The sequence below is a fragment of the Escherichia sp. MOD1-EC5189 genome (genome assembly GCF_002966045.1).
GTDB lineage: Bacteria > Pseudomonadota > Gammaproteobacteria > Enterobacterales > Enterobacteriaceae > Escherichia > Escherichia coli_F.
Genome location: NZ_PTRX01000005.1, coordinates 193,134 through 217,174, shown reverse-complemented (window position 1 = coordinate 217,174; position 24,041 = coordinate 193,134). Strand labels below are relative to the sequence as shown.

The 24,041-nt window shown below is 50.5% G+C and carries 19 protein-coding genes and 1 pseudogene; 5 read left to right on the top strand and 15 right to left on the bottom strand.

The annotated features are described in order from the left end of the window. Nucleotides 1–124 precede the first annotated feature (124 nt). Entirely contained in the window at nt 125–1,534 is a 1,410-nt protein-coding gene (locus ATB02_RS06355; RefSeq protein WP_105271266.1) for a hypothetical protein, read from the bottom strand. A 152-nt stretch (nt 1,535–1,686) separates the two neighbouring features. Here ATB02_RS06355 and ATB02_RS06350 point away from each other — a divergent pair, with 152 nt between their 5' ends. Further along, nucleotides 1,687–2,064, top strand: coding sequence for a hypothetical protein (locus ATB02_RS06350; RefSeq protein WP_198600577.1), 378 nt, complete (start codon nt 1,687–1,689; stop codon nt 2,062–2,064). Nucleotides 2,065–2,202: 138 nt separating this feature from the next. Next, nucleotides 2,203–2,361 carry a hypothetical protein gene (locus tag ATB02_RS27065; protein WP_419470900.1) on the top strand — a complete coding sequence of 53 codons (159 nt, stop codon included), beginning with the start codon at nt 2,203–2,205 and terminating at the stop codon, nt 2,359–2,361. On the opposite strand, the pseudogene ATB02_RS06345 reads toward ATB02_RS27065, so the two are convergent. Both ATB02_RS06345 and ldcA read right to left on the bottom strand, forming a co-directional pair. Then, a pseudogene (locus ATB02_RS06345) lies at nt 2,299–3,969 on the bottom strand (potassium/proton antiporter); the annotation flags it as partial. The gene ATB02_RS27065 and the pseudogene ATB02_RS06345 sit on opposite strands and share 63 nt — an antisense overlap. Before the next feature lie 94 nt (nt 3,970–4,063). Further along, the gene (gene ldcA / locus ATB02_RS06340; protein WP_105271264.1) at nt 4,064–4,978 is read right to left on the bottom strand and encodes a muramoyltetrapeptide carboxypeptidase; all 915 of its coding nucleotides are present in this window, start codon (nt 4,976–4,978) and stop codon (nt 4,064–4,066) included. Between the two features lie 99 nt (nt 4,979–5,077). Between ldcA and emtA the strand changes: the two genes are divergently transcribed. Beyond that, complete coding sequence (gene emtA, locus ATB02_RS06330) at nt 5,078–5,689, top strand: membrane-bound lytic murein transglycosylase EmtA (RefSeq protein WP_001295616.1); 612 nt, start codon at nt 5,078–5,080, stop codon at nt 5,687–5,689. 1 nt (nt 5,690) lies between these two features. Here emtA and ycgR read toward each other — a convergent pair whose 3' ends face one another. Beyond that, nucleotides 5,691–6,425 carry a flagellar brake protein YcgR gene (gene ycgR / locus ATB02_RS06325; RefSeq protein WP_105271263.1) on the bottom strand — a complete coding sequence of 245 codons (735 nt, stop codon included), beginning with the start codon at nt 6,423–6,425 and terminating at the stop codon, nt 5,691–5,693. A gap of 200 nt (nt 6,426–6,625) precedes the next feature. Between ycgR and ATB02_RS06320 the strand changes: the two genes are divergently transcribed. Beyond that, nucleotides 6,626–6,880, top strand: a complete 255-nt coding sequence (locus ATB02_RS06320) for a GlsB/YeaQ/YmgE family stress response membrane protein (protein ID WP_000511315.1) — start codon at nt 6,626–6,628, stop codon at nt 6,878–6,880. Between the two features lie 49 nt (nt 6,881–6,929). Here ATB02_RS06320 and ATB02_RS06315 read toward each other — a convergent pair whose 3' ends face one another. The 10 genes from ATB02_RS06315 to dhaK form a co-directional block, all read right to left on the bottom strand. Continuing rightward, nucleotides 6,930–8,900, bottom strand: a complete 1,971-nt coding sequence (locus tag ATB02_RS06315; RefSeq protein WP_105271262.1) for a TonB-dependent receptor plug domain-containing protein — start codon at nt 8,898–8,900, stop codon at nt 6,930–6,932. 25 nt (nt 8,901–8,925) lie between these two features. Beyond that, nucleotides 8,926–9,780, bottom strand: coding sequence for a ModD protein (modD, locus tag ATB02_RS06310; RefSeq protein WP_032183988.1), 855 nt, complete (start codon nt 9,778–9,780; stop codon nt 8,926–8,928). Then, nucleotides 9,777–10,589, bottom strand: coding sequence for a class I SAM-dependent methyltransferase (locus ATB02_RS06305; protein WP_105271261.1), 813 nt, complete (start codon nt 10,587–10,589; stop codon nt 9,777–9,779). Before ATB02_RS06305 ends, modD begins: the two co-directional genes overlap by 4 nt. Before the next feature lie 9 nt (nt 10,590–10,598). Beyond that, a complete protein-coding gene (locus ATB02_RS06300) occupies nt 10,599–11,357 on the bottom strand; it encodes an ABC transporter ATP-binding protein (protein WP_105271260.1) in 759 nt (252 codons plus the stop codon). Continuing rightward, nucleotides 11,354–12,334, bottom strand: a complete 981-nt coding sequence (locus ATB02_RS06295; RefSeq protein ID WP_001261252.1) for a FecCD family ABC transporter permease — start codon at nt 12,332–12,334, stop codon at nt 11,354–11,356. The genes ATB02_RS06300 and ATB02_RS06295 overlap by 4 nt, the downstream gene beginning before the upstream one ends. Further along, nucleotides 12,334–13,356 (bottom strand): iron ABC transporter substrate-binding protein, encoded by a 1,023-nt coding sequence (locus ATB02_RS06290; protein ID WP_105271259.1) that lies wholly within the window; start codon nt 13,354–13,356, stop codon nt 12,334–12,336. The genes ATB02_RS06295 and ATB02_RS06290 overlap by 1 nt, the downstream gene beginning before the upstream one ends. Nucleotides 13,357–13,684: 328 nt before the next feature. Next, on the bottom strand, nt 13,685–15,382 hold the full coding sequence (treA, locus tag ATB02_RS06280; RefSeq protein ID WP_105271257.1) for an alpha,alpha-trehalase: 1,698 nt from the start codon (nt 15,380–15,382) through the stop codon (nt 13,685–13,687). A 320-nt stretch (nt 15,383–15,702) separates the two neighbouring features. Further along, a complete protein-coding gene (gene dhaM / locus ATB02_RS06275; RefSeq protein WP_105271256.1) occupies nt 15,703–17,121 on the bottom strand; it encodes a dihydroxyacetone kinase phosphoryl donor subunit DhaM in 1,419 nt (472 codons plus the stop codon). Between the two features lie 10 nt (nt 17,122–17,131). Beyond that, the gene (gene dhaL / locus ATB02_RS06270) at nt 17,132–17,764 is read right to left on the bottom strand and encodes a dihydroxyacetone kinase subunit DhaL (protein ID WP_105271255.1); all 633 of its coding nucleotides are present in this window, start codon (nt 17,762–17,764) and stop codon (nt 17,132–17,134) included. Between the two features lie 10 nt (nt 17,765–17,774). Continuing rightward, a complete protein-coding gene (gene dhaK, locus ATB02_RS06265) occupies nt 17,775–18,845 on the bottom strand; it encodes a dihydroxyacetone kinase subunit DhaK (RefSeq protein WP_105271254.1) in 1,071 nt (356 codons plus the stop codon). Nucleotides 18,846–19,072: 227 nt separating this feature from the next. On the opposite strand from dhaK, the gene dhaR reads away from it, so the two are divergent. Further along, nucleotides 19,073–20,992, top strand: coding sequence for a dihydroxyacetone kinase operon transcriptional regulator DhaR (gene dhaR / locus ATB02_RS06260; protein WP_088542314.1), 1,920 nt, complete (start codon nt 19,073–19,075; stop codon nt 20,990–20,992). A 99-nt stretch (nt 20,993–21,091) separates the two neighbouring features. Here dhaR and ATB02_RS06255 read toward each other — a convergent pair whose 3' ends face one another. Next, nucleotides 21,092–23,959, bottom strand: coding sequence for an autotransporter outer membrane beta-barrel domain-containing protein (locus ATB02_RS06255; protein ID WP_105271253.1), 2,868 nt, complete (start codon nt 23,957–23,959; stop codon nt 21,092–21,094). Nucleotides 23,960–24,041 lie beyond the last annotated feature (82 nt).

The window sequence follows — 24,041 nt, the reverse complement described above, 5'->3', positions numbered from 1 at the left end:
AAAATCATCCATCCGGCTGGTCAGCAACTTTCGCTGTTAATGTGACAGAGCCATTTTCCATGATAGTGCCCATTAAAATGATGGACACTATTTCCCCGGAACCTGAGCTCACCGCACAGGCGTTCTACATAAAACGCTTACGCTTCATTGTTGACTCGAACTCGACTTCAGATAAATCACGCTTTACCCTTAATGCAGATTCGGGTTCATGTTCAGAATGTTGATTAACAGGCTGCGAGTCCTGTTGTCTTTCCAGACTCAACAGGCCCAACTGCTGATCCAGGAGCTCCAGGTCCTCCTGTACCTTCACGCGCTCCAGGAGTACCGGATCCTCCAGGTGCTCCAGAGCCATCAGGTCCTCCAGGTCCTCCAGCTCCTCGAGTCCCTCCAGGTCAAACTGGCCTTCCTTGCGCAAAAAGTCTAAAAGGTCCACCAGGCCCTCCTGGTTTTTCAGGCCCTCGACGGCTTTGAGCAGCGTCGGTAAATTGTCTTTGTCCCAAGGGTTACTGTTACAGTCAAACAACTTCAGGCTATGGGGCTGCGGCACCGATATCGTTTTAAACTGGTTGTGACCACAGTAGTATATTATTAGCTTGGGCGGCAGCCGTGGTGCAGAGATCAAATCGTTACTAGAACAGTCAAATACTTTCAGGCGAGTCAAGTTCTCCAGCATCTCATCAGGTATTGAGTTAATATTGTTGCCGGCACAGGATAGTTTATACAGGTACTGGGGCATCGACGGCGGTAAAAATTGCAAGAAGTTTTCAGAACAGTTAATTACTCTCAGGTTAGTCGACAGCTCAGGTAGCCAGATAATATAGTTTTCACAGCACTTCAGTATCATCAGTTTCGGGGGCTGCACCTTTGGTAACAAGATCAAAACGTTATCCATACACTCAAGCACCCTCAGTTCCTTCGGCAACATCTTCGGTAATGCGGACAACACGTTATTATTGCAGTAAAATTTCATCAGAAGTGGAGGCAAATTTTCAGGGAGTGAGGTCAATCCAAGATCGCTAAGATTGAGCATAATTTGTCTATTTATGAGACATTCCTTCATTCTGCGCAATGCCTCTGCCCGGTTTTCAGTTCGGATTGCTGGCAGGTTTTCTTCCAGGATATTTTTCAGGATTTCTTTCACGTCTTCTTGTGATATTTCTGGCACTTTTTTTTGCAGGATTTCTTGCTGGGTTTCTTTCAGAGTTTCTTGCAGGTTTTCTTGCAGACCATCTTGCTGTATAGCCCATGTGCACCATTCGGCGACCAACCTGAACTCGTTATATTGCGGATCCGGAGGGGCCTCCAACGTGATGGTAATATTGTTTTCCATCTGTATTTTCACTTTGTCCGCGTTACTGAGGTCAATGATCCTCTGGGGGGCATCACCCCAGCGAAATTTTTGCGGGCCGAGATACTGCATGTTCCGCAAAAGATGATTCTTGAATTCCACCGTCAGTAAGCGCCGCCCTGACGGGTGTACGCCTGTGTTATAGGAAGATGGGGCGAATAGGCGTATGTCTTTAATGCTGGCCATAATGCTACGTATCCTTGAAATAAATATCCTCTGGCAGCGCCGGAGACGTGAATGTGGTCACCGCAAAGGTGCCACAGGACGTCATTTGCGCTGATATAACGACTCATCGTTGACTTTTTCCCTGGTCAGAAATGCCGTGTCGGGTCTGGTACATGCGTAACAGACCTGAATCAGTTTTATTACGGCCCAGGCAGCTCTGCCGTATTAGTGAAAATACGAAAGCGAACGACCCGGAAATAATCGTTATTAAGCAAAAGAATAACTATAATAAATCGCTCATTTATCCGGTGTTACAGGCGGATGAAACGCCACTACAGATACAGGGCAGTCTGATACGCGTATTGGTTCTCTATGGGCTATTTCAGCGCGGCAGGATGTGTGGGGGAATATTTTCGGGCGATGCCAGGCCGGAACCCCTGGTGGTTGACGGGAATGCCGGTAATGCGGGACTAGTTTTTCATCACCTGTTGCTGTCAGAAGAAGTCATTACACTGACTTTTTTGAGCTGGCCGAGATTTTTAGTGTTTTGAGTTTATTGGCTAGTTCATTAGCCAGAGCCTGCATGGTTTGTCGTCCATAATTTAACTTTCTTCCGATGTTGGAATGAGCATATTAAAGTCAGGAAATGACAAGGTTATGTACAGGCTCAGGCTGCGTTCAGCAAAGCATTGTATCCGGTGATAGATGCAGCATTATATTTAAGATTCAGTGTCCTCTTCTGCTACCCGTACACCAATCTTCAACACTTCATTATCTTCTTTCTCGGCCACCGTCCAGATCATCCCGGCAAACTCTACCTGGTCACCGACAACCGGTGCCGCGCCTAACAACTGCTGGACAATTTCACCCAGCGTTTGCTGCTTATCGCGATATTCTCGCCCATCTTCCAGGCCATATATCAGCGCCACATCAGCATATTTGGCACTGGCTTCGAGAATGAAGTCACCAAAGAAGCGTTGATCCAACGCGACTGGCGGCGACTGGCTAAACAGTTTACCGAGTGCCGGGAGATCGCGTTCCCGACCAATTACACACAACACATCACCTTCGCGTAGTCGGGTGCTGCCGGTGGGATGAAGCAACTGGTTATCACGAAACAGTGCCGCAATACGCGTCTCTTTTGGCATATGCAGATCGCGCAGTGCCGCACCTACACACCATTTATCGGCACTCAACTGATAAACAAACTGCTCCCACGGATTTTCCGGGTGAATATCCAGGCCAACGCGCGACACCGGACGTCCGACGGGCGGAACCACCACTTTGGCCTTTTTCGCCGCCCACGAGAGTGATGTTCCCTGCAATAGCAGTGAAACCAGAACCACAAAGAAGGCGACATTAAAGAACAGTCGCGCATTCTCCAGCCCTGCCATCATCGGGAATACGGCCAGGATGATTGGCACCGCGCCGCGTAATCCCACCCAGCTGATAAACACGCGCTCACGTAGATTAAAACCGCGGAACGGTAGCAATCCGGCAAATACCGAAAGAGGACGAGCGAAGAATATCATCCATGCGGACAAAATGAGCGCCGGAATGGCAATAGGCAGTAGATCGCTTGGGTTAACCAACAGCCCCAGCACCAGGAACATGGCGATTTGTGCCAGCCAGGCAAGGCCGTCGAAATTTTGCAGAATGCCGTAGCGGTTGCGAATTGGCCGATTACCCAGCAGAAAACCGCACAGATAAACAGCCAGAATACCGCTGCCTTCCAGCGCCGTGGTTAAAGCAAAAATCAAAATACCACCGCTTAATGCCAGCAGTGGATATAAACCGGCGGGCAGGGCGATGCGATTAATCATTTGCAGCAGTAAATAACCACCGCCAAGACCGATGACAATCCCGAGGCCAAATTGTTGCAGAATATCGACCACGAACATCCAGCTGATACTGCTTTCATGATGCTGGATCATCGCAATCAGGGTAATCGTCAGAAAGACCGCCATTGGATCATTACTGCCGGATTCAATTTCCAGCGTCGAGCCAACGCGTTCGTTAAGCCCCTTACCACCCAGCAGAGAAAATACCGCCGCAGCATCGGTGGAGCCGACGATAGCGCCGATTAATAAGCCTTCAATCAAATCAAGATTAAACAGCCACGCCGCCATCATGCCGGTTAAACCAGAGGTGATAAGCACGCCCAGCGTCGCCAGTGACAGCGCCGGTCCTAGCGCTACGCGAAAGGAGCTGGCCTGAGTGCGCATCCCGCCGTCGAGCAAAATAATCGCCAGCGCCAGGTTACTTACCATGTAGGCGAAGGGGTAATTATCAAACGGGATACCGCCGATGCCATCGACTCCCGCCAGCATGCCGATCGCCAGAAAAATAACCAGAATAGGAATGCCAAGACGGGAAGAAAATGAACTAAGTAATATACTGCTGGTGACAAGGATGGATCCTAAGATGAAAAGGCTAATTATTGTTGTGGCATCCAACGGTCGGTTACTCCTGATTACGCTGTCTCTTATATAAACCCTACCATATTAGCGGCAGAGACAGCGTTTTACTTAGCCCTGAAGCGTGATTTTTTTACATTTTAAGAACAGGATGACCGCTAATCGTCAACTGAGTGCCTTCCTGGGTGTTATTAAGTATGGCATGTGCGCCCAACGGCAGCGTAACCGTGCGTTGTTCATGACCAAAATCGAGGCCGGTGATAAGTGGAATCGACAGGCGGGAACGCAAAAACGCGTACACTGACTCCAGGTTGTAACCTGCGTCATAATCATTGGGCGTGCTGCCGCTAAAGCTACCGAGAATAATCGCCTTCTGACGTGGCAAAATTCCAGCATGATAGAGCTGCAACAGCATACGTTCGACGCGGAAAGGGTGCTCGTTAATATCTTCCAGCACCAGAATACCATTCTCAATTTGTGGCATCCACGGTGTGCCGATCAGTGAAATGAGCATCGCAAGATTGCCTCCCCACAACATGCCTTCAGTCTGACATGTCGGGCCTTCCCCTTGCCATTCAATGGTGAAGGTTTCATTGCGTAACGCCAGCCAGAAGTGGTGTTCGGTAAAGGCGTTCAGCTCATCCGCGCCAAAGTTTGCCACCAGCATCGGGCCGCTAAAGGTGATGACATTGCCTTGTGCCAGTAGACCGCACTGAATGGCCGTAAAATCGCTATGACCGCAAATGAGCAACGGGTCATGTTGTTGGCGAGCCGCCAGTGCCTGCCAGTCAATATCTGCCAGTAAACGACTGGCACCGTAACCGCCACGTACTGCCAGCACGATGGTGTTGGGGGTAGTCAGTCTGGCAAGGGAATTGATATCTTCCAGACGCTCCGTTTCCGTACCCGCAAAACGCTCACAACGACGGGCAATAACCTCGACGTTATTGACCTGATGCCCCGCGTCGGTAAGGCGCTGGATACCACGCAGCGCATCGTGTTGTTTTATGCAGTAACCCGATGGGGCTATTAAGTGAAACAGAGACATGGCAATTCCTTGCTGACAACAGAAACGAAATGTATATCATGCCGCTTAGGTGTGCCGTTGTCACCTCAACGGCGATTCCAGGCTATAAGGATAGAAGAAGTGAAATTAAGATGGTTTGCCTTTTTGATTGTGTTATTAGCGGGTTGTTCATCAAAGCATGACTACACGAACCCGCCGTGGAACGCGAAAGTTCCGGTGCAACGTGCGATGCAGTGGATGCCAATAAGCCAGAAAGCCGGTGCAGCCTGGGGCGTCGATCCACAATTGATCACGGCGATTATCGCTATCGAATCGGGTGGAAATCCGAACGCGGTGAGTAAATCGAATGCCATTGGTTTGATGCAGTTAAAAGCTTCAACCTCCGGACGTGATGTTTATCGCCGTATGGGCTGGAGCGGTGAGCCGACGACCAGCGAGCTGAAAAATCCAGAACGTAATATTTCAATGGGCGCGGCTTACCTGAATATTCTGGAAACCGGCCCGCTGGCAGGCATTGAAGATCCGAAGGTACTGCAATATGCGCTGGTGGTGTCATACGCTAACGGGGCAGGTGCGCTGCTACGGACTTTCTCGTCAGATCGGAAAAAGGCGATCAGCAAAATCAACGATCTGGATGCTGACGAGTTCCTCGATCACGTAGCGCGAAATCATCCTGCACCGCAGGCACCGCGCTATATCTACAAACTTGAGCAGGCACTGGACGCGATGTAAATCAGTCGCGCACTTTGGCCGCTTTCTCCCGGGCTTCCCGCTCGAGAGAGAAAATAATCCGCTGTAATTGCCGCTCCACCGTCGGGCTGACGTTAAGAAAACGGAAGCTCAGACGGGGAGTGGTGATGGTTTCATTCTTGCCATCAATCACTTTGCGCTCGCTGATGGAGATTAATTGGGCGTCAAAGTGAAAAATCCCCCATTGCCCCATGTTGACTTCAATCTGAGTGAAGCGCATGCCTTCGTGCAATCCGGCAGGCTTTGCTGTTTCCAGTAATGCGCCCATGCCACCTAACGACAAATCATACAGGCGGAAACGTAACGTACTGTTATCTGCCAGTTTAGTCTGGCAAAAATAAGGCGGATGGAGCGGGGCGGAGATGCGGAAATATCGGCGTCGTTGGACAAACCATAAGGTGGGAGGTGGTACGGTAATAAATGCCGGAAGCTGCAAGTATTCACTCTGCTGTAGTTGTTCAACAGTAAACTCGACTTTCGCACCCTGAGTTTCGGCGGTAATGGTAATGTGCTGCGCCTTTAACACAGCGTTGTTATCTTCGGCTTGACTGCCGAAATCCAGCACCAGTTTATCCGGGGTTATTGCCAGTATTTTGCTGATCAGCTGCCCGCCATTCCAACTGATACGCAAAGGAATTGCGGCTTTGTGCAAATCGCGTAACACGCCCAGGACGGCTAACGGATTTTGTTTCAGGAACTGCTCATGGTAATGACTCACGCGGAAAAACTCCTGACTGACAAACTGTCTTTGGTTTATCGGTCACAGTTAACAAAACTTAATACAAATGCGTGAATATTTTTTACATGTTGTTCTTAAATCAGCCGACATACGCCCAGCATCGATTCCGCCCTTGCCTATACTTAGAGCGTTGACGTAAGCAGTTCTTGCGTCCGATTCATCGAAACGAGGGCCTGAACATGGGAATTATTGCCTGGATTATTTTTGGCCTGATAGCCGGCATTATCGCCAAGCTAATCATGCCGGGGCGTGATGGTGGTGGATTTTTCCTGACCTGTATTCTCGGGATAGTCGGTGCGGTGGTCGGCGGCTGGCTGGCGACCATGTTTGGCATTGGCGGCTCCATCAGCGGTTTTAATTTGCACAGCTTCCTGGTGGCGGTAGTGGGCGCTATCCTTGTGCTGGGTGTTTTCCGCCTCCTGCGAAGAGAATAAGATTTTCATAAGGCGGATAGCGATACAGATGTTGCTATCCGCTTTCACATCAGAACGTATATTCGACACCTGCCCAGAAATTGCGACCTTCTTCAATAAACCCTTCACTGTAGGCATATTTGGTATCAAACAGGTTATTGACCGACGCATTAACGCTGAAGCCATGACCTAAGGTGTAATCGGCTCGAATGTGGGTCACCGCAAAACCGGCAGCTTTTTGTGAACCGTCACTGTTGCTGTAGCTGGAGGAACGCGCCTCTTCCGACAGCGTTACGCTTAACGGCTCCCACGGTTTGAGAGTCATCCATGCGGTCATTGTCTGCGTTGGCAGATCGGTTATCTTGCCGATGTCTTTGCGTTTGGCGTCAGCGTGGATCAGGGCGTAGCTCAATCCTACATCCAGTATATTGCTGATTTTCCCCTTAATACCGGCATCCAGACCGCTGTAATCCACCGTGCCGCTGTTCTGATTTTGAATGGTATCGGCATCGATATTGTGCGAGAGGATGGCATCACTCACCCGGTTATAGTAAACGCTGACCTCAAATCCCCAGTCGTGCGTGAAGGCACCATTCCAGGTTAAATCCACCCCGCGCGCGCGTTCCGGCTTGAGCTGCGGGTTAACAATCGCTATCTGGTTATACGCAGGTTTGGACGTGGTATAGCGTTCTTTCAGCGTCGGAAAGCGTGTGCGGTCATAGTACGAAAGCGCCAGCGTGTCTTCATTGGCAAAGTGGTATTTCCCCATCACCTGCCAGTTAAAAGCTGACTGATTGTTGTCGTCATAATGGGTGATACTGCCATCTTTCTCATGTTTTTTCGCTTCTACGCTATCGCGCCAGTCATAGCTGATTCCAGCCACGACATCGACATTATCGGCAGCAGCCCATTGATATTCACTGGCGAGCGACCAGGTACGATCTTCATAGCGATCGTAAGCGGCGTGCGGCGCACCTTTTTCCCGGTGTACGTCATCTTTCCAGTTAACGGCAAATGACAGCAGATCGTTTTCACGCACATCGGCTGCCAGTTGTAACCCGGCACCGTCGCTGTAATCGGAATAATGGCTGTAGCTGCCTTTTTTATTTTTCAAATCAGCCAGCGAGTTGTACATCATTAGCGTATTTTCAAAGGTGTCGCGATACAGCCGACTTTTCAGGGTAAAACGATCGTTTAGTTGGGTCGTTCCCTGATAATAAAAACTTTCTTTGTCATACTCTGGCCACTGCCAGTAGCGTGATTTCTGACCACTATTTCCACTGTATGGCGGGTTATCTTTTTCACCATCCTGCTTAATGTAAGTCAATGTGTATTCATCGTTTTCGCGTGGTGTAAAACCGAGCTTCACAATGCCGCGTTTATCATCAGCCGATGAATTAATCATCTTGCCGTGTTTGCCTGCAATATCATTATTTACACCATGCGGCAGGCCGAGAAAATCCTGCTTTAGCTGGCTACCGCTGACTTGCAAATACCCCAGATCGCTGCTGGCGGCAAATGAAGCATGCATATCGTAGGCATTGTCCTGGCTACGGCTCCATCCCTGGCGATATCCCAGACTTGCTTCCAGAGGTTTTGTTGGCTTCTGGGTGGTGATATTAATGGCTCCGCCCATCTGATTAGGCCCCTGAAGCAGCGACGAATACCCTTTGGAAACTTCAACTGCCCCCAAATTGTTGGTCAGAATCCGCGCCAGATCGAGGTTGCCGTCATAGGGAACATAAATGGGCACACCGTCGAAATAGACCGGCACCTGACGACTATCAAAGCCACGAACTTTGACCTGTTCTTCGTTGCGGCTACCTGACTTTTGCAGTACCACGCCGGGGACGACACTTAATGCCTGAGCGACATTCTGTTTATCCAGGGCCTTCATGGTGGGTTGATCGAGAACGGTGGTCGTCGTTGATGATACCGGACTGGACCATACGGTCAGCGTGTCGCTCTCCTGAGCTGCTACGGCCTGCTGGGTAAAGGCAAGTGATAATACTGTGCAGAGATAACGTTTTTTGAGTCTCATAGAATAAATTCCGTTTAACAAAGAATTAAATAGAGGCTGCGGGTTGCAGACTGACTTTAATGTCAGCAGGTGCCGCATAGTAAGGCGCGGAGGTAATAAAAAGGCGAATGCCGCAGTCGAGGTAATTTTTGAGTGTTGTCAGATTAATTCCGCCGGTCAGAGCCAGCGTGCAGTGGGGAGCCAGCGACGGTGCTATTTGCGCAATTTCAGTTGCCTGTTGCGGATTAAATTTGTCGAGCTGAAGTACGTCTGGTTGCGCGCGTAACGCGGCGATTGCCTCTTTCGGCGTGTCGGCTTCAACAACTATTTTCTTCTCGGGTGCGTGGCGACGTAACTGATTGATTGCGCCTGACCAGTCCTGATTGTCATGAAGAAAATGGCGGTGGTTGGCAAACAATAATATGGTTTCCGCACATCCGGCACGATGAATCAGTCCTCCGGCAGCCAGAATTGCCTGCGAGGCCAGTAAGCGGGTACCCGGAATTGCTTTTCGGGTGCAGGCGATATTGCCATCAGGGTAACGTTCACGAAGTAACGCCAGCATTTGAGCGAGATAATCAGAAACACCGCAACTCCACTCCAGCACATTCTGGACTGCCTTCCATCCCTGATGAAGTGCTGCGGCATTACCTTGCGCACGGATTAGCCGCTGACCCGCGTTCGCTTGTGAACCGTCGCTGACCGCGTCATCAATAGTTAATCCCAGCGTAGTTAACATCTTACACGCGACAGAAATGCCGCTGACGCAGCCGCCCTGACGGAGAAAAAACTCTATATAGCCATGCTGGTGTCCAATATTTAATGCTCGCGTGGTCAGGTCACCGCCCTGGATATCTTCCAGAAGTAACGCATCGATTTGTGCCTGAGAAAGGAAAATCATCGCAGTGCCTCTTGCGGTACGCTATCCCACCAGATGAGCGCCCAGTCGCGGCTGGCAGGGGCGAGGGCACGAGCATCTTGTTGTTGATACCAGCGATATAACCGCTCACGCTCATCGTCGTTAAGCGCGCCCAGACTCCAGCTGACGTTCTGCTCAAAACGTTCCCAGGTGCTGTTATCCTGTTGGCAATTTTGTCCACGGATAAAATCAACGTGAGCATAAATTCCCATCTGATACAGGACGTTGAGCGCAAAGATATAGTTGGGTAATTCGATCACTTCCCGACCAGCCGCCCGCTGAATGGCTGGAGAGACGAACGAGGTGCTGACCAGATGAGTCGTATAGACGCGAAGCCGTGCCTGATTATTCAGTTTGCTCATTGCCTGGCGCATATCAGCCACCAGAGTGGAGCGGGAAGCCACGGCAATATCGCAGCGTGGCAGGTCACTCCAGTCCTCTTCCCAGGCGCGCTGGATCCAGTGGACATTGTCTGCCTTTAGCGCGGCGGCGCGACGGGCGGCAACCTTCAGCATCCCCTGACTGTAATCAACGCCATAAATCGTCGTGAGTTTGTCAGCCAGCGCCAGCGATACGGTACCCGGTCCGCAGCCCATATCGAATAAGGTTTGCGCGCCTTGCAGGTCAATTTTTGAGGTCAGTTGTTGCAGGTAGCTGTCCGTAGGCGAGGCGCAATTTTCCGCCATTTTTTCCGCCCGTTGATCCCAGTGATCCGGCGTTTTTTCTGTGCGATGGGCCAGCCTGAGTTGCTGAAGGTAAAGGTCTGCAAAATCAATATCGTCAATGAGCATGATTTTTCCTTAGTGCTTAATTGCAGAGAGGTGATGATGAATCTGGTCGGCAGAAACCAGATACAGGGCAGCCAGTTTGTTCGTTGTTAACTGTTCGGTCGGTAAGCCTTGTGTTACTCGTCCATCTGGCTCTACCTGGATAATGCTGTCGGCAATGGCGTTGGCATGGAGCGGATGATGAGTCGACATTAGCATTGTCATGCCGTTATTTTTGAGCTGCGCCAGCGTGTCCAGTAGTTGGATCTGATGACCGAAATCGAGGCTGGAGGCAGGCTCATCCAGTAATAACAAGCGCGGTTGCTGGACGAGTGCACGGGCGATTAAAGCCAGCTGACGTTCACCGCCGCTAAGTGTATTCCAGCGTCGTGTCGCCAGATGCAAAATGCCCAGCTTTTCCAGTTGCTCCGTTGCTTTCAGGCGTTCTTGCTTACCGGGAACGGAAAAAGCGCCTATGGTGGGGGCCAGGCCCATCAACACCATATCCAGCACACTAAAAGCAAAAATGCCGTCGTGCGCCTGCGGCACCCAGGCAATAGCCTGCGCGCGCTGGCGATGGCTGAGTGTCTGCACAGGGAGGCTATCCAGTAAGATCTCGCCTTTTAATAACGGTATAACGCCAAGAATGGAGCGCATGAGTGTGGTTTTGCCGCAACCATTGGCTCCTAACAGACAACAAATTGTTCCTTGCGACAGGGTGAAGGACACGTCGCGTAGCACCGGATGGCGGGAGTAACCCAGAGACGCATGACGGACGGCAAGCAAAGTCACTGGCGACCTCCGCGTAACAACAAAAACAGGAAAAACGGTGCACCAACAAAAGCGGTCAGAATGCCAAGTGGGATTTCTGTTGTTCCAATGCTGCGTGCCAGCGTATCGGTAAGCAGGAGCAGAATCGCGCCAGTACACATTGCCATGGGCAACAGCTGCTGATGGTTATGACCGGTCAACAAGCGGGCAATGTGCGGAACGACCAGGCCGACCCAACCAATTATGCCCGCTATTGCTACCGTGCTGGCGGTGATGAGTGTGGCGCAGACAATTAATCCAAAGCGCAGACGTGTCACGTTCAGTCCCAGCGAATGGGCTTCGTCGTCGGAAAGCGTGAGTAAATTCATGCGCCAGCGGAGAAAAAACAGGGGCAAGGAGCCTATGAGAATGATCGGTGCAGCATAGCAGAGATCGCGTAAGGTCACGGTGGACAGCCCCCCCAGCAACCAGAAGGTAATTGACGGTAACTGGGTGTAAGGATCGGCCAGCGTTTTTATTAGCGATATCCCCGCTCCGCACAACGTTCCTAACGCAATGCCTACCAGCACCAGGGTTAAGATCGGATCGTGGCGGGTCACCCGACGCGTAATCAACCAGACGCCCGCGACCACCATCAGCCCGCCGCAAAATGCGTACAGCTGGATGTAAACAATGGATAATCCCCACAGGATTGCCGCGCAGGCACCAAGTCCGGCACCGGCGGAGACGCCTAAAATATCCGGTGACACTAAGGGATTACGGAACATTCCCTGATAGGTGGTTCCGGCCCCTGCCAGCGCCGCGCCCAGAAACAGCGCAGCAAGAATACGCGGCACGCGGATTTGCCAGAAGACAATTTGTTCCTGCACAGGAACATTTTCTTGACGCAGAATGAGCGCCAGCAGTTGCTGTATATCGAGATGATAAGCCCCACTTACGGCGGCAAAAGTGATACTGATAGCTGCCAGCAGCAAAATACATCCGTTTACGGTTCTCATTAGCTCGCCACCAATTTTTGATAGTCGGCGTCACTTAATGGGCAATGCCAGAACAGTTGGGCGTAATGCTGCATGTCACTTTTAAACTGGCGATTGATGGCGGGATCCAGCCAGGCGTGAAGTCTGCGTAATCCCAGAAGACGGTTGATTCCCGGCGGGGCATCCAGCCAGCCAAAGGGCAGGCCACTTAAAAATAAGATGCGTTGTTCCGCAACCGCTTTCACGCCCTGCCAGAGAGGATCACGACGAATAAAATCTGCAGTAACGGCCTCCTGAACCAGAATAATATCCGGCTGCCAGCGCAGGAGATTTTCCATGGAAACCTGTGTCAGACCGTGGCGATCGGCTATTTGCGCGACGTTGTGCAAACCTAATAATTCCGCCGCCTCGGTATGCAACGAACCCTGTAAGCCCGTTTCCAGCCCTCGAGGACCGCGCGCAGCATAAAAGCTGAGGTTAGCGGCGGGTGAGGTGGCGAATGCCTGAGCTTCACCAACGAAGCGGCTGGCGAGATTGGCTTGTTCTGCGGCGCGGTGCTCTTCGCCTAACGTTTTGCCAAGCGTTGTTAACTGTTCTGCTGATTGTTCCAGTTTCCCGTTAAGCAATAACCAGGGTATTTGTGTCTGTTCGCTAACCTGCCGTGCCTGGGAGATCCAGGTTTCATCCGTATTGCCGCAATCAACGACCAAATCGGGATGTAATGCCATAAGCCCTTCCAGCGAGAGTGTGCTGGCGCGCCCGGCGAGTCGTCCCAGCCAGGGGAACTGGCGAATGTGCTCTGGCAATGGAATTAATGCCTGACGGGCAAAATCAAAAGAGGAAAAACCGACCATTTTTTCTGGCGCGACAGCCAGCAATAGTAAATCGGCGGGCGCGCCTGCGCTGACGATGCGTGTAATGTTTTGGGCTTCGGGAAGCGTCAGTGAGGCCCAGAATTTGACTGATTGTGCAAAGGACGGCAGATGATGCAGGAACAATGTCGACGCAAGAATCTGTGTAAACCTCCGTCTGGTTAGTGACATAAGTAATATCCTGATAATTAAAACCGCTATATACTTACACATATAACGAAAAAGATCATGTTTGATGTCAAAATTTGTCTAAAGAGACAGAATGATTTGCTTGTTTCTTAAATAACACTTTGTTCCACAAGAAAATTGTCAGGGAGAATGGGGAGTGGGGGAAAATATAAATAGAGGTGTAATGATTAACAAGTTGATAAAATAAAATTAAAATCTTCCCTAATAAAAAAAATAAAGGCATAGACTGTAGAAAGAGTGGTATTTCGTGATGAAGAAAGAGCAATGCCAATTTTATGCACGTAATGGCATTGCTCGATATACAGTAAAGTTAAGGCGTAGGTTCCGCCTCTTTTTGTTTTACCGGCTGTGTTGTTGATTCACTGAGTGGACGCGTCGCCGGAACATTGTCACATGGTTGCTCTTTCGGGCAGATCAAATCCAGCATTTTTAGCGTCACACCATTGGTCCAGCCAAAGCCATCCTGTAATGGATATTCGCCACCGCCGCCCCCTGTTCCGGTGGTGCTGACATCATATTTTTCCACCAGCTTTTTCTCCCGGTCATAGGTGTGCTGAACATTGGTAAGGAAGTGCCAGCTAATGTCCATCGCCACCTCTTTTTGCCCGTAGTTTTGTAATCCCTCTGTCGCGACCCACTGCAACGGTGCCCAGCCATTTGGCGCATCCCATTGTTGCCCACTTTTCACCGACGTGGTGTTCAGGCCGCCTGGTTGCAGCAGATGTGTTTTCGTTGCCGTTGCCATTTTGTTGGCGCGATCTTTCGCTGCCGCATTGACGTACAGCGGGAACAGGGCGGCAGCGGTTAACTGATTGCGCACTTTATGACTTTTCAGGTCGTAATCGGCATACCAGCATTGTTGATCGTTCCACAGGTATTTTTCGATCCCTTTTTGACGGACATTCGCCAGCGTTTCGTACTGGTTTGCCATCGCGTTATCTCCGGCAGCTTTGCTGGCGCGGGCGAGGATTTTTTCCATTTTAAACATCAGGCTGTTCAGATCGACCGGTACGATGCTGGTGGTGCGTAAGGTATTTAACTGCTGCGGATTGTCCATCCAGCGCGAGCTGAAATCCCAGCCAGACGCAGCGGCAGAGCGCAGGTCGCGGTAAATTTCAGTGGCAGGCCGGTTCGGGTTGCTTTTGGCGGTGGCAATATCTTCCACCCATGACTCTGGTCGTGGCGTATCGCGATCGTCCCAGTAGCGGTTGAGAAGGGTACCATCCTGAAGTTTTACAACGCGTTTTTCCTGTTGTCCGGCTTGCAGGTTTTCAACACCGTCCATCCAGTAAGCATATTCTTTTTGCATTTGCGGCAGGTATTGCTTCAACGCGGCATCGCCTTCATGCTGCGCCAGTAACTCTACCATCAGGGCAAAGAATGGCGGTTGCGAGCGGCTTAAATAGTAACTGCGGTTGCCGTTGGGAATATGCCCGTAAGTGTCTATTTCATGAGCAAAATTGGCCACCATATCCGCGACTTTATCCCAGTGACCGCTTTCGGCAAGCCCTAACATGGTGAAGTAACTGTCCCAGTAATATACCTCACGAAAACGTCCGCCCGGCACGACATAAGGTTCCGGCAGCGGTAACAGAGAATCCCATTTTTCGGTATTTTCGGTAGAACGCGTTAATACCGGCCAAAGTCCGTCAATATGTTCGCGCAGCGACTGCCCCTCTGGCGGAACATATTTCTCTCCCTCTTTCGGCAGAGTGAAATTGACGTTAACGAAATGGCGCAGATCAAAGCCGCTCTGGTTTTGCTGCATTCGATAATCTGCAAGGATCATTAGCGGATCGCTGTTCGGCACGGCATCAGCAAAGGTCTTTTGGTCCGGAAAAAGTTTGGCGTTTTGCACATCGTTAAACAGCGGCCCTAACAAAATATCAGGCGGCTGTGGCGTTACTGGCGTTTCTTCTGCCTGCACCGCTAGCGCAGCGAAACACAACAAAACGCAGGCGGGAATTAACGCTATTTTTTGCGGGCGAGGAGGGGCGGTGGCTTTCATCAATCATTCTCCTTGGGCGAAACCGAACAAAACGGTATTCAAGTATCAGAAAACCTTAGTTCAGGATCGCACTAACTGCATGATCGAAATCTCATTCTGCGAACTGTCAGGCATTTTGGAAAAGGAGATTAAAGGGATAAATAAGGGTGAAATAGAGTAATTAAATAAAGTCTGTTTATTAGCCAGCCAGCGACGTTTGGTTTGCGATTAGCGCAGAAAAAATCATCATGATTTGGTAAAAAATATAACAGGTAGTTAAAAAATATCAGAGCAGAGTAAATTGCCGGATGGCATCAGAACGATGCCATCCGAACGGTGGTTTATCCCTGATGGCTGAAACGTTGCGTTTTAACGTCCAGCGTTAACGTTTCTTCAGGTTGTATCGCATACAGTTTCTCACCCTGCTGGCAAATCCAGCCAATCCCCAGTTCGTGGGCGATTAGGGCACTGTGGGATACCAGACTTCCGGCGCTAAGGCAGATCCCTTTTACAACCGCCGGATCCAGTTGCAGAACCGTGGACGGATAAATGTTCTCCGCCAGTAAAATGGTTGGCGAGTTAAATTGCGGGAGTTCTTCTTTCGTTTGCGTCAGGTGGATTAGGGTGCGATGTAGAAGATCGTCCACATCGATATAGCGAGCCTGTAAATATTCATCATCCAGTTGTTGGTATTGCTGACTTAGTTCTTTAAGAACGTGCTGCCAGGCATATTCTGCTGTGCAATACTCATGCTGAAGAAATTCGTTTGCCGCCGCCAGCAGTTCTGGATCATCTAACAGTGTATGGTGACCAGAAAAGATTGCGGCAATATCGTCAAGCCCGCTCGCTTCTGCTTTCGCTGTTAACGTCATCAGATCTAATAACGTGAAGTCAATGGCCTGGCGTAATCGTTCTTGTTCTTCATCCACGGTCAGGGTTGATTTTGCCTGTACCGTACATAAAACCGGTTGATAATAAAAGGCTTTACCCGAAACAGGCGGAACGGGACGCAGAGTAGGTGGAGCAACTTCCTCCGTTTCACCAAAGTTATCTTCAGCCAGCTGACGGAAAGCAACCAGCGCCTCTTCAGCTTCTGGCCCTTTCGCAATCAGGCGCAGCGTATCGTTATAGCGGACTTGTAGTAGCGCGATCTGGTTAATACTCTCCGGTGTGACGCATTTGCCGTTTTTCTCCAGCAACATATCGGCATTAAATGTCGATAAGGTATAAACCAGCCGGGAGGCCGGACGTACATGCAGGCCGTTACGGTTTTTAATAACCACGGCCAGAGAATGGGCTTCTTCATCGTACGGAGGACATGTGTCAGCGATTTCGGTGTCGGAGGACGGTAAACCCAGTTGTTCACGTTTGGCTTCCAGCGCATGCATGGCGTCATAGATAACTTTGTCGATATCTGCTCCCGAGGCCGCGCTGACTGTTGCTGCCAGTGTACCTTCGACTAACGGTGCCGCACACAAACGTACTTTTGCGGCGATCTCGGGGGCCAGCAACTCCAGTGCAGTTTCAGCACTCAATAATGCGCTACCCATATCCATCATCACCAGCACATGGTCGGCATCGGCAACGGACTCGATGGCCTCCATCACTTTGACGGCATCGGTACCAATGGGATTTTGGGGATCGTCAATTCCCGCGGCAATGGCGATTTTACAGCTATCACTCATTAACATCTGACGGGCTAATTCACCGACACCTTCTCCCAGTCGGGCGCTATGTGAAACTATGACCAGGTTTACCATCACCATTTCCTTACTCTTTTGCGGCTAACGCCAGCATTTGCATCATAAACATCACGGAGGTCGCGCCGGGATCCTGGTGACCAATACTGCGTTCACCGAGATAACTGGCGCGGCCTTTGCGGGCTTGCATCGTAATCGTACTTTGTGCAGCGGATTCAGCGACGCTACTGGCGGCTTCGAGCGCCACCGGAACAGAGAGATTTTGCTCGCTGGACTGACGTAACGATTCCACCACCGGCACCCAGACATCACACATGGTTTTATCGCCAGGTTCGGCTTTCCCGCGACTGATTACGCCGTCCGCGCCATCGCGGAACATCTGATAAAGCTCTTCCAGCGTCAGGCTTTGCCGTGCCTGGGTTGTCTGTGCGGCGCGGATAAAGAAGGTACCGAACAGCGGACCACTGGCACCTCCGACGCTGGAAAGCAGCGTCATGCCGGTATTCTTGAGAATGAAACCGATATCTTTATCTGCGATAGCAGGGAGTTTTTCCACCACTTTGCTAAAGCCTCGGTTCATATTTAGCCCGTGGTCAGCGTCGCCAATTTCGCGATCCAGTCCGGTAAGATACTCGCTCTCGGTGCTGAAAATATCGCCACAACGAGTGAGCCAGTTAACAATTTGAGTTCTGCTCAGTGACATTGCTATCTCCTTATTTACCCCAGTTAAGGGCCGGGGTGTGGACCGGGGCGTCCCAGAGTGCCAGCGTTTCGTCATCAACTTTCAGTAAGGTGATTGAGAAACCGGTCATATCCAGTGAGGTGCAGTACGCGCCAATTAAATTACGCTCGATAGTCAATCCCGCTTGCTGGCAACGTGTGGTCAGGCGGTTATAGACGCCGTACAGCTCAGAAAGCGGAGTTGCGCCAAGATTGTTAACCAGCGCAATCACCCGATCGCCAGACTGGAGCGGTTGTTTGGTTTGTGATTCTTCCTGCCAGCTGCCTTGTTGATAATCCCAGAAACGCAAAGTGCGATGGTATGAGCCATTTTCCAGCAGGGTGTCGAACATTTCATCGACGGTTTGATCAAGGGAAGAGAAGGGACGGCGGTCAATACCTGGCTCACCATGAATGCCGACGCCAAACTCCATCTCATTATCCGCCAGGGTAAAAGAAGGTTTGCCCGCGGCAGGAACGGTACAGGCACCGAGAGCGATACCAATAGAATGGCCCTGATTGTTCAACTTACGCCCCAGTTGTGCACAAGCCTCCAGCGAGTCGCCACGCTCTGCCGCTGCGCCTACGATTTTTTCGATTAATACGGTGTTGGCAACGCCGCGCCGCCCAGCGGTATAAAGACTGTCTTTTACTGCAACGTCGTCATCAATGACCACGGTGGTCACTTTTACGCCGCTATCGTGCAGTAATTCTGTTGCTGTTTCGAAGTTAAGAATATCGCCGGTGTAATTTTTGATAATCAGCAGTACACCTTCGCCGCCATCAATTTGCATGGCGCATTCAAAAATTTTATCGGGCGTCGGTGAGGTGAATATTTCGCCCGGACAGGCTCCCGAAAGCATCCCTTGACCGATATAACCGCAGTGCATCGGTTCGTGTCCGCTGCCGCCGCCCGACAGCAGGGCGACTTTTCCTGCAACGGGGGCATCAGCTCGGGTGACATACACCGGATCCTGATGCAGTGTCAGCGATGAATGCGCTTTCGCCAGACCCGCCAGTTGTTCGTCCAGAACGTCTTGCACATCATTGATCAATTTTTTCATTATCTTGCTCCAGCAATTACGGTAGGGCATGGATGATGTTCAACGACACGGCGACCACTGACTGCCGATAAATCCATTGTGCATCAGGTAAGGGAAAAGAAAATTAGCCCAAATTATGTTTCATGGTGAAACATATGTTTTAATGAATGTTCCATATTGAAACTTTTACGCGTTTTAATACTAAAAATTGCGAGCCGGAACACCTTTTGTCACAAAGGATGCGGGATATGAGTGGCGCTTTTAACAACGATGAACGGGGCATATCTCCCTTAATTGCAGCCTCCTGGGAGCGATGCAATAAACTGATGAAACGGGAGACATGGAGCGTACCGCACCAGGCCCAGGGCGTGACATTTGCTTCTATCTATCGGCGTAAGAAAGCGATGCTGACGCTCGGGCAGGCTGCGCTGGAAGATGCCTGGGAATATATGGAATCGCGGGCGTGTGGACTGTTCATCCTTGATGAAACCGCTTGCATCCTTAGTCGTTTTGGTGATCCACAAACGCTGCACCAGCTTAGTGTCCTGGGATTCAATGACGGCACGTATTGCGCAGAAGGAATTATTGGTACCTGTGCGCTATCGTTAGCGGCTATTTCTGGTCAGGCAGTGAAAACGATGGCCGATCAACATTTCAAACAGGCGCTCTGGGATTGGGCATTTTGTGCAACGCCACTGTTTGACAGCAAGGGCCGATTAACGGGAACGATAGCTTTGGCGTGTCCGGTTAAGCAAACCACCGCAGCTGATTTGCCGTTGACGCTGGCAATTGCACGCGAGGTAGGAAACTTACTGCTGACCGACAATTTACTGGCTGAAACAAACCGACATTTAAATCAGCTTAACGCCTTGCTGGAAAGTATGGACGATGGCGTGATTAGCTGGGACGAGCAGGGTAATTTGCAATTTATCAATGCCCAGGCGGCGCGGGTCTTGCGCCTTGACGCGACGGCAAGTCAGGGAAGGGCGATCACTGAACTCTTAACGTTACCCGCTGTATTGCAACAAGCAATAAAACAGGCACATCCGCTCAAACACGTAGAAGCAACCTTTGAAAGTCAGCACCAGTTTATTGATGCGGTGATAACCCTTAAACCGATAATAGAAACGCAGGGAACCAGCTTTATTTTGTTGCTCCATCCTGTGGAACAGATGCGGCAGTTAATGACCAGTCAATTAGGAAAAGTCAGCCATACTTTCGCTCATATGCCACAGGACGATCCGCAAACCCGCCGCTTGATTCATTTTGGTCGCCAGGCGGCGCGCAGTAGCTTTCCTGTCCTGCTTTGTGGAGAAGAGGGCGTGGGCAAGGCACTGCTAAGTCAGGCAATTCATAATGAAAGTGAGCGTGCAGCGGGGCCTTATATCGCCGTCAATTGTGAGTTATATGGTGATGCGGCGCTGGCGGAAGAATTTATTGGCGGCGATCGCACGGACAATGAAAATGGTCGTCTGAGTCGACTGGAACTGGCGCACGGCGGCACGCTGTTTCTTGAAAAGATTGAATATCTGGCGGTGGAGTTACAGTCTGCTTTGCTTCAGGTTATCAAGCAGGGTGTTATCACGCGACTGGATGCGCGGCGTTTAATACCAATTGATGTCAAAGTGATTGCCACAACGACCGCGGACCTGGCAATGCTGGTGGAACAAAATCGCTTTAGTCGCCAGCTGTATTACGCGCTGCATGCATTTGAAATTACCATCCCGCCTCTGCGTATGCGGCGTGGCAGCATTCCGGCGCTGGTGAATAACAAATTACGCAGTCTTGAAAAACGCTTCTCTACGCGTCTGAAAATTGATGACGATGCCCTCGCTCGCCTGGTTTCTTGTGCATGGCCAGGCAACGATTTTGAACTTTACAGCGTCATCGAGAATCTTGCTCTGAGTAGTGATAACGGGCGCATTCGCGTCAGTGATTTACCTGAACATCTGTTTACCGAGCAGGCGACAGATGATGTCAGCGCCACTCGCCTTTCCACCAGTCTGTCATTTGCGGAAGTTGAAAAAGAGGCAATTATTAACGCAGCCCAGGTCACAGGCGGTCGCATTCAGGAAATGTCGGCTTTACTTGGAATCGGCCGCACTACGCTGTGGCGGAAAATGAAGCAACATGGCATTGATGCAGGGCAGTTTAAGCGCCGGGTATGAAAGACAGAGACGATTTCTGATACATCTGAGTGATCTGTATTTCATTCCGGCGCACGCTAACAATTTTCAGCATCGTTTAAGGGCTTGTCTATCCCGCACTTAAAAGCTGAAGCGATATCCTCCGTTGACTTGCTTCTGATCAAAGAGGTTACCCTGCGTGTAATCCGCTTCGAGATAGAAGGTGTGCTGTTTGTTATACTGTGCACTGACTCCCACGCCGTTATTCCAGCCATTACCTTTGAAACTGTACTTCTCCCGAGAGTTGTTCAACAGATATTCGGTATTCCCTGAAAACTCGCGGATAGCGCCAGTCTTCACATAGACATTCAGCTGGCTGTTGCCTGCGGTGATGTCATATCCCAGTATCATGCTGGCACGCCCCAGCAGCGATTCGTAGTGATTCAGATGTATATTGAGACCATTACTCGCCTTCATAGCCATCCCATTCTGGTGGCTGTATGTGAGCTGGGTTTGCGGCTCTATATAGAACCCATAACCAGTAGGGGTCAGGTTGAACCTCTGCCCGGCTTCCAGGGAGATGCTCAATCCATTCGCAGTGCCGTTGGCGTTAACGCCGTTGTTCTGACTGTCCAGTACGTGGAAACTATTTTTCTGGTGCGATGCTTTTACAACGAGATCGCTGTAAAAACCGTTGTGTGCCATGTAACTGGCGTACATTCCCATGTAGTCTGAACGTGCGGTACCGTCGCCTCCGCTATAGTCCGGCGATGCATGTGTTGAGCCAATATACAGACCGACATACAACGGCATTTCATCAGAGAGACGTTTATCCCCACCAAACTGGATACCGCTGTAACCCATGTCAAAGCCGCTCAGTTTGCCACTGGCAAAGGAGTCCAGGCTTCCCCCATAACTGCGCAACCAGATATTACCGTCTTTACCCTGATTTCGCAGGTCACCCATCCGTTGCATCAGCGTACGGTTTTCAACATAGTTCAATAAGTAACCGACATTGAGATAATTGCCGCCAGCATCTGCGGTCGTGGTGGGTTTAGGCGTGGGAGCGGGGGCAGGCGTAGGATCGGGGTTGACTATGGGGGGCTGAGCGGGAGCTGGTGTGGGCTCTGGATTAGGAGTCGGCTCCGGAATTGTCCCGGAAGCATAAAGCTCCCAGTTAGTGCCATTTTTACGCACATCATACAGATATCCCCCCAACTCAACCTGAGAAGACGCGCTGAACGAGGCCGCGCCGTCAGTGGTTTTTACCACTGTCAGAACTTCATTTCCCGTTGTGGCCTCGCTGCCCTGGTTACGGATAGCCAATACGTGATTACCAGCACTACTCCCGCAGATATTCAATAAATCTCCTTTATTATTAACGCCATTACCCTCGCCAACAACATCAGCACGCATAATAAAGGTACTGTTACCGCTAAGGTTCTCTACGTTTAATGTGGTAAATGTGCCGGCAGTTGACGCGTGGCTGGCAAAATCGACAGTTGAATGGCTCAGCGCCAGCGTGTCGAGATTAGAATTACTTGTTACGTTCCAGACGCTGTTATTCATTGCAACGTCCAGTTTCCCGCCATTGACATTATCGCTGAGGGAAGAACCTGTCCAAACCGACCCAGGGTGCATATCCAGATTGATTAGCCCACCTTTAGAAAGAACGCTACCGTTGATAAGCATACGACCCGAGGCGTTGATGCGGCTGGCGGCATAACCATCGTCATGTTGCGTTGCGATGGCCATCTGGTCGGGTGTACTCATATCAATGACCAGATCGCTCGTGAGATCGATCTGGCTGTTGGTCATGGCATAAATCCCCCTGGCTCCTGCCGCGCCGGTGATAGCCAAACTGTCTCCGGTTATTCTACCGCCGCTGAGCGCCCACAAACCCAGCGCCAGACTGCCATTACGATCAACCGTAATATCGGTATTTTGCATGTTGATAACAGCCGTTGCCGTCTGGGCTGAGGCACCATAAGAACCGCTGGAAAAGATGCTGTTTCGTTGCGCTGCCGTGCCAGAAAAATTGATTGTCGCGTCTGAACCACTGGTTACGAGGCCACCGCCCTGCGCGGAAGAAATATGGCTATCAGCACCGATAGTGGTTGTACCACCACGAACTTCGACGCCATTGGCAGCGGCTCCAGTTACATCAACAGTGAGTGCATTCGCGCTCACCAGGCCAAAGCTCCAGAGGCCGTGTGCATTATCGCCATTGGTTTTAATGGTACTGTTTGTTCCGAGATCGACAACAGAGTTTTTCTGTACGTTTATTCCCATGGCGCTGTAGCCCTGAACATCGATTGTCAGGTCTGTCGCCGTAAAACGCGCAGCACCGTTGGCGTTATTGCCGTTGAGACCACCGATATAAACACCTGTACTTCCATCGGTCTTGATTTTACTACCGCTTCCAAGATCGACACTGGTGCCATAGTCATTGATGGTTAGGCCTATACCGTTCGAGTTTTCAATGGTGAATTGAGAGGCTGTTAGTGTTGAGCTATGCCCAATAATGATGCCGTCATCGTTACTCTTAATGGTGCTGCCTGTGCCTAAGTCAGCATGTGTATAGTCACCAATTAAATTAATGCCGATGGCAGAGGTTTGACCAACAACATCTACTGTAAGTCGGTTAGCTGTCAGAGAGCTGTTCTTGCCCTGAATAATGATTCCCTTTGCATATCCAGAGGCGTCGTTGACATTGACGGAGACATCATCACCCAGGTTGATATTGCCAGGCGTGTTTCCTGCTGGGGTCATTACACCATAGAGGTTTCCTGATGGATCGGCGGTATCTCCTGTAATTCTGTCACCATCACTAATAGTAATATTGGTGCCATTTTGACTTCCTAAATCAGCAGCTATCAGCAGGGGGGAAAAGATAATTGCATTCAAACCAATAGCGCCATATTTTATCAGTTGAATGGAGGGCGAACGGATTTTTAATTCAGCGAGACGATCGGCTTTGGTATTCCCATTGTGTTGTTTGATGCCCATACCACTCCTATATAGTACCCAGGCTATGGGTCTATGGATTTTGTCACTTTGTTTAAGTCAATGAATAATATCCTCTTATCAT

What these genes read in the sequence shown, in the direction of transcription:
- ATB02_RS06355 (WP_105271266.1), bottom strand. Translation starts at nt 1,534, where the DNA reads ATGGCCAGCATTAAAGACATACGCCTATTCGCCCCATCTTCCTATAAC.
- ATB02_RS06350 (WP_198600577.1), top strand. Translation starts at nt 1,687, where the DNA reads ATGCGTAACAGACCTGAATCAGTTTTATTACGGCCCAGGCAGCTCTGC.
- ldcA (WP_105271264.1), bottom strand. Translation starts at nt 4,978, where the DNA reads ATGTCTCTGTTTCACTTAATAGCCCCATCGGGTTACTGCATAAAACAA.
- ATB02_RS06320 (WP_000511315.1), top strand. Translation starts at nt 6,626, where the DNA reads ATGGGAATTATTGCCTGGATTATTTTTGGCCTGATAGCCGGCATTATC.
- ATB02_RS06315 (WP_105271262.1), bottom strand. Translation starts at nt 8,900, where the DNA reads ATGAGACTCAAAAAACGTTATCTCTGCACAGTATTATCACTTGCCTTT.
- modD (WP_032183988.1), bottom strand. Translation starts at nt 9,780, where the DNA reads ATGATTTTCCTTTCTCAGGCACAAATCGATGCGTTACTTCTGGAAGAT.
- ATB02_RS06305 (WP_105271261.1), bottom strand. Translation starts at nt 10,589, where the DNA reads ATGCTCATTGACGATATTGATTTTGCAGACCTTTACCTTCAGCAACTC.
- ATB02_RS06295 (WP_001261252.1), bottom strand. Translation starts at nt 12,334, where the DNA reads ATGAGAACCGTAAACGGATGTATTTTGCTGCTGGCAGCTATCAGTATC.
- ATB02_RS06290 (WP_105271259.1), bottom strand. Translation starts at nt 13,356, where the DNA reads ATGTCACTAACCAGACGGAGGTTTACACAGATTCTTGCGTCGACATTG.
- treA (WP_105271257.1), bottom strand. Translation starts at nt 15,382, where the DNA reads ATGAAAGCCACCGCCCCTCCTCGCCCGCAAAAAATAGCGTTAATTCCC.
- dhaM (WP_105271256.1), bottom strand. Translation starts at nt 17,121, where the DNA reads ATGGTAAACCTGGTCATAGTTTCACATAGCGCCCGACTGGGAGAAGGT.
- dhaL (WP_105271255.1), bottom strand. Translation starts at nt 17,764, where the DNA reads ATGTCACTGAGCAGAACTCAAATTGTTAACTGGCTCACTCGTTGTGGC.
- dhaK (WP_105271254.1), bottom strand. Translation starts at nt 18,845, where the DNA reads ATGAAAAAATTGATCAATGATGTGCAAGACGTTCTGGACGAACAACTG.
- dhaR (WP_088542314.1), top strand. Translation starts at nt 19,073, where the DNA reads ATGAGTGGCGCTTTTAACAACGATGAACGGGGCATATCTCCCTTAATT.
- ATB02_RS06255 (WP_105271253.1), bottom strand. Translation starts at nt 23,959, where the DNA reads ATGGGCATCAAACAACACAATGGGAATACCAAAGCCGATCGTCTCGCT.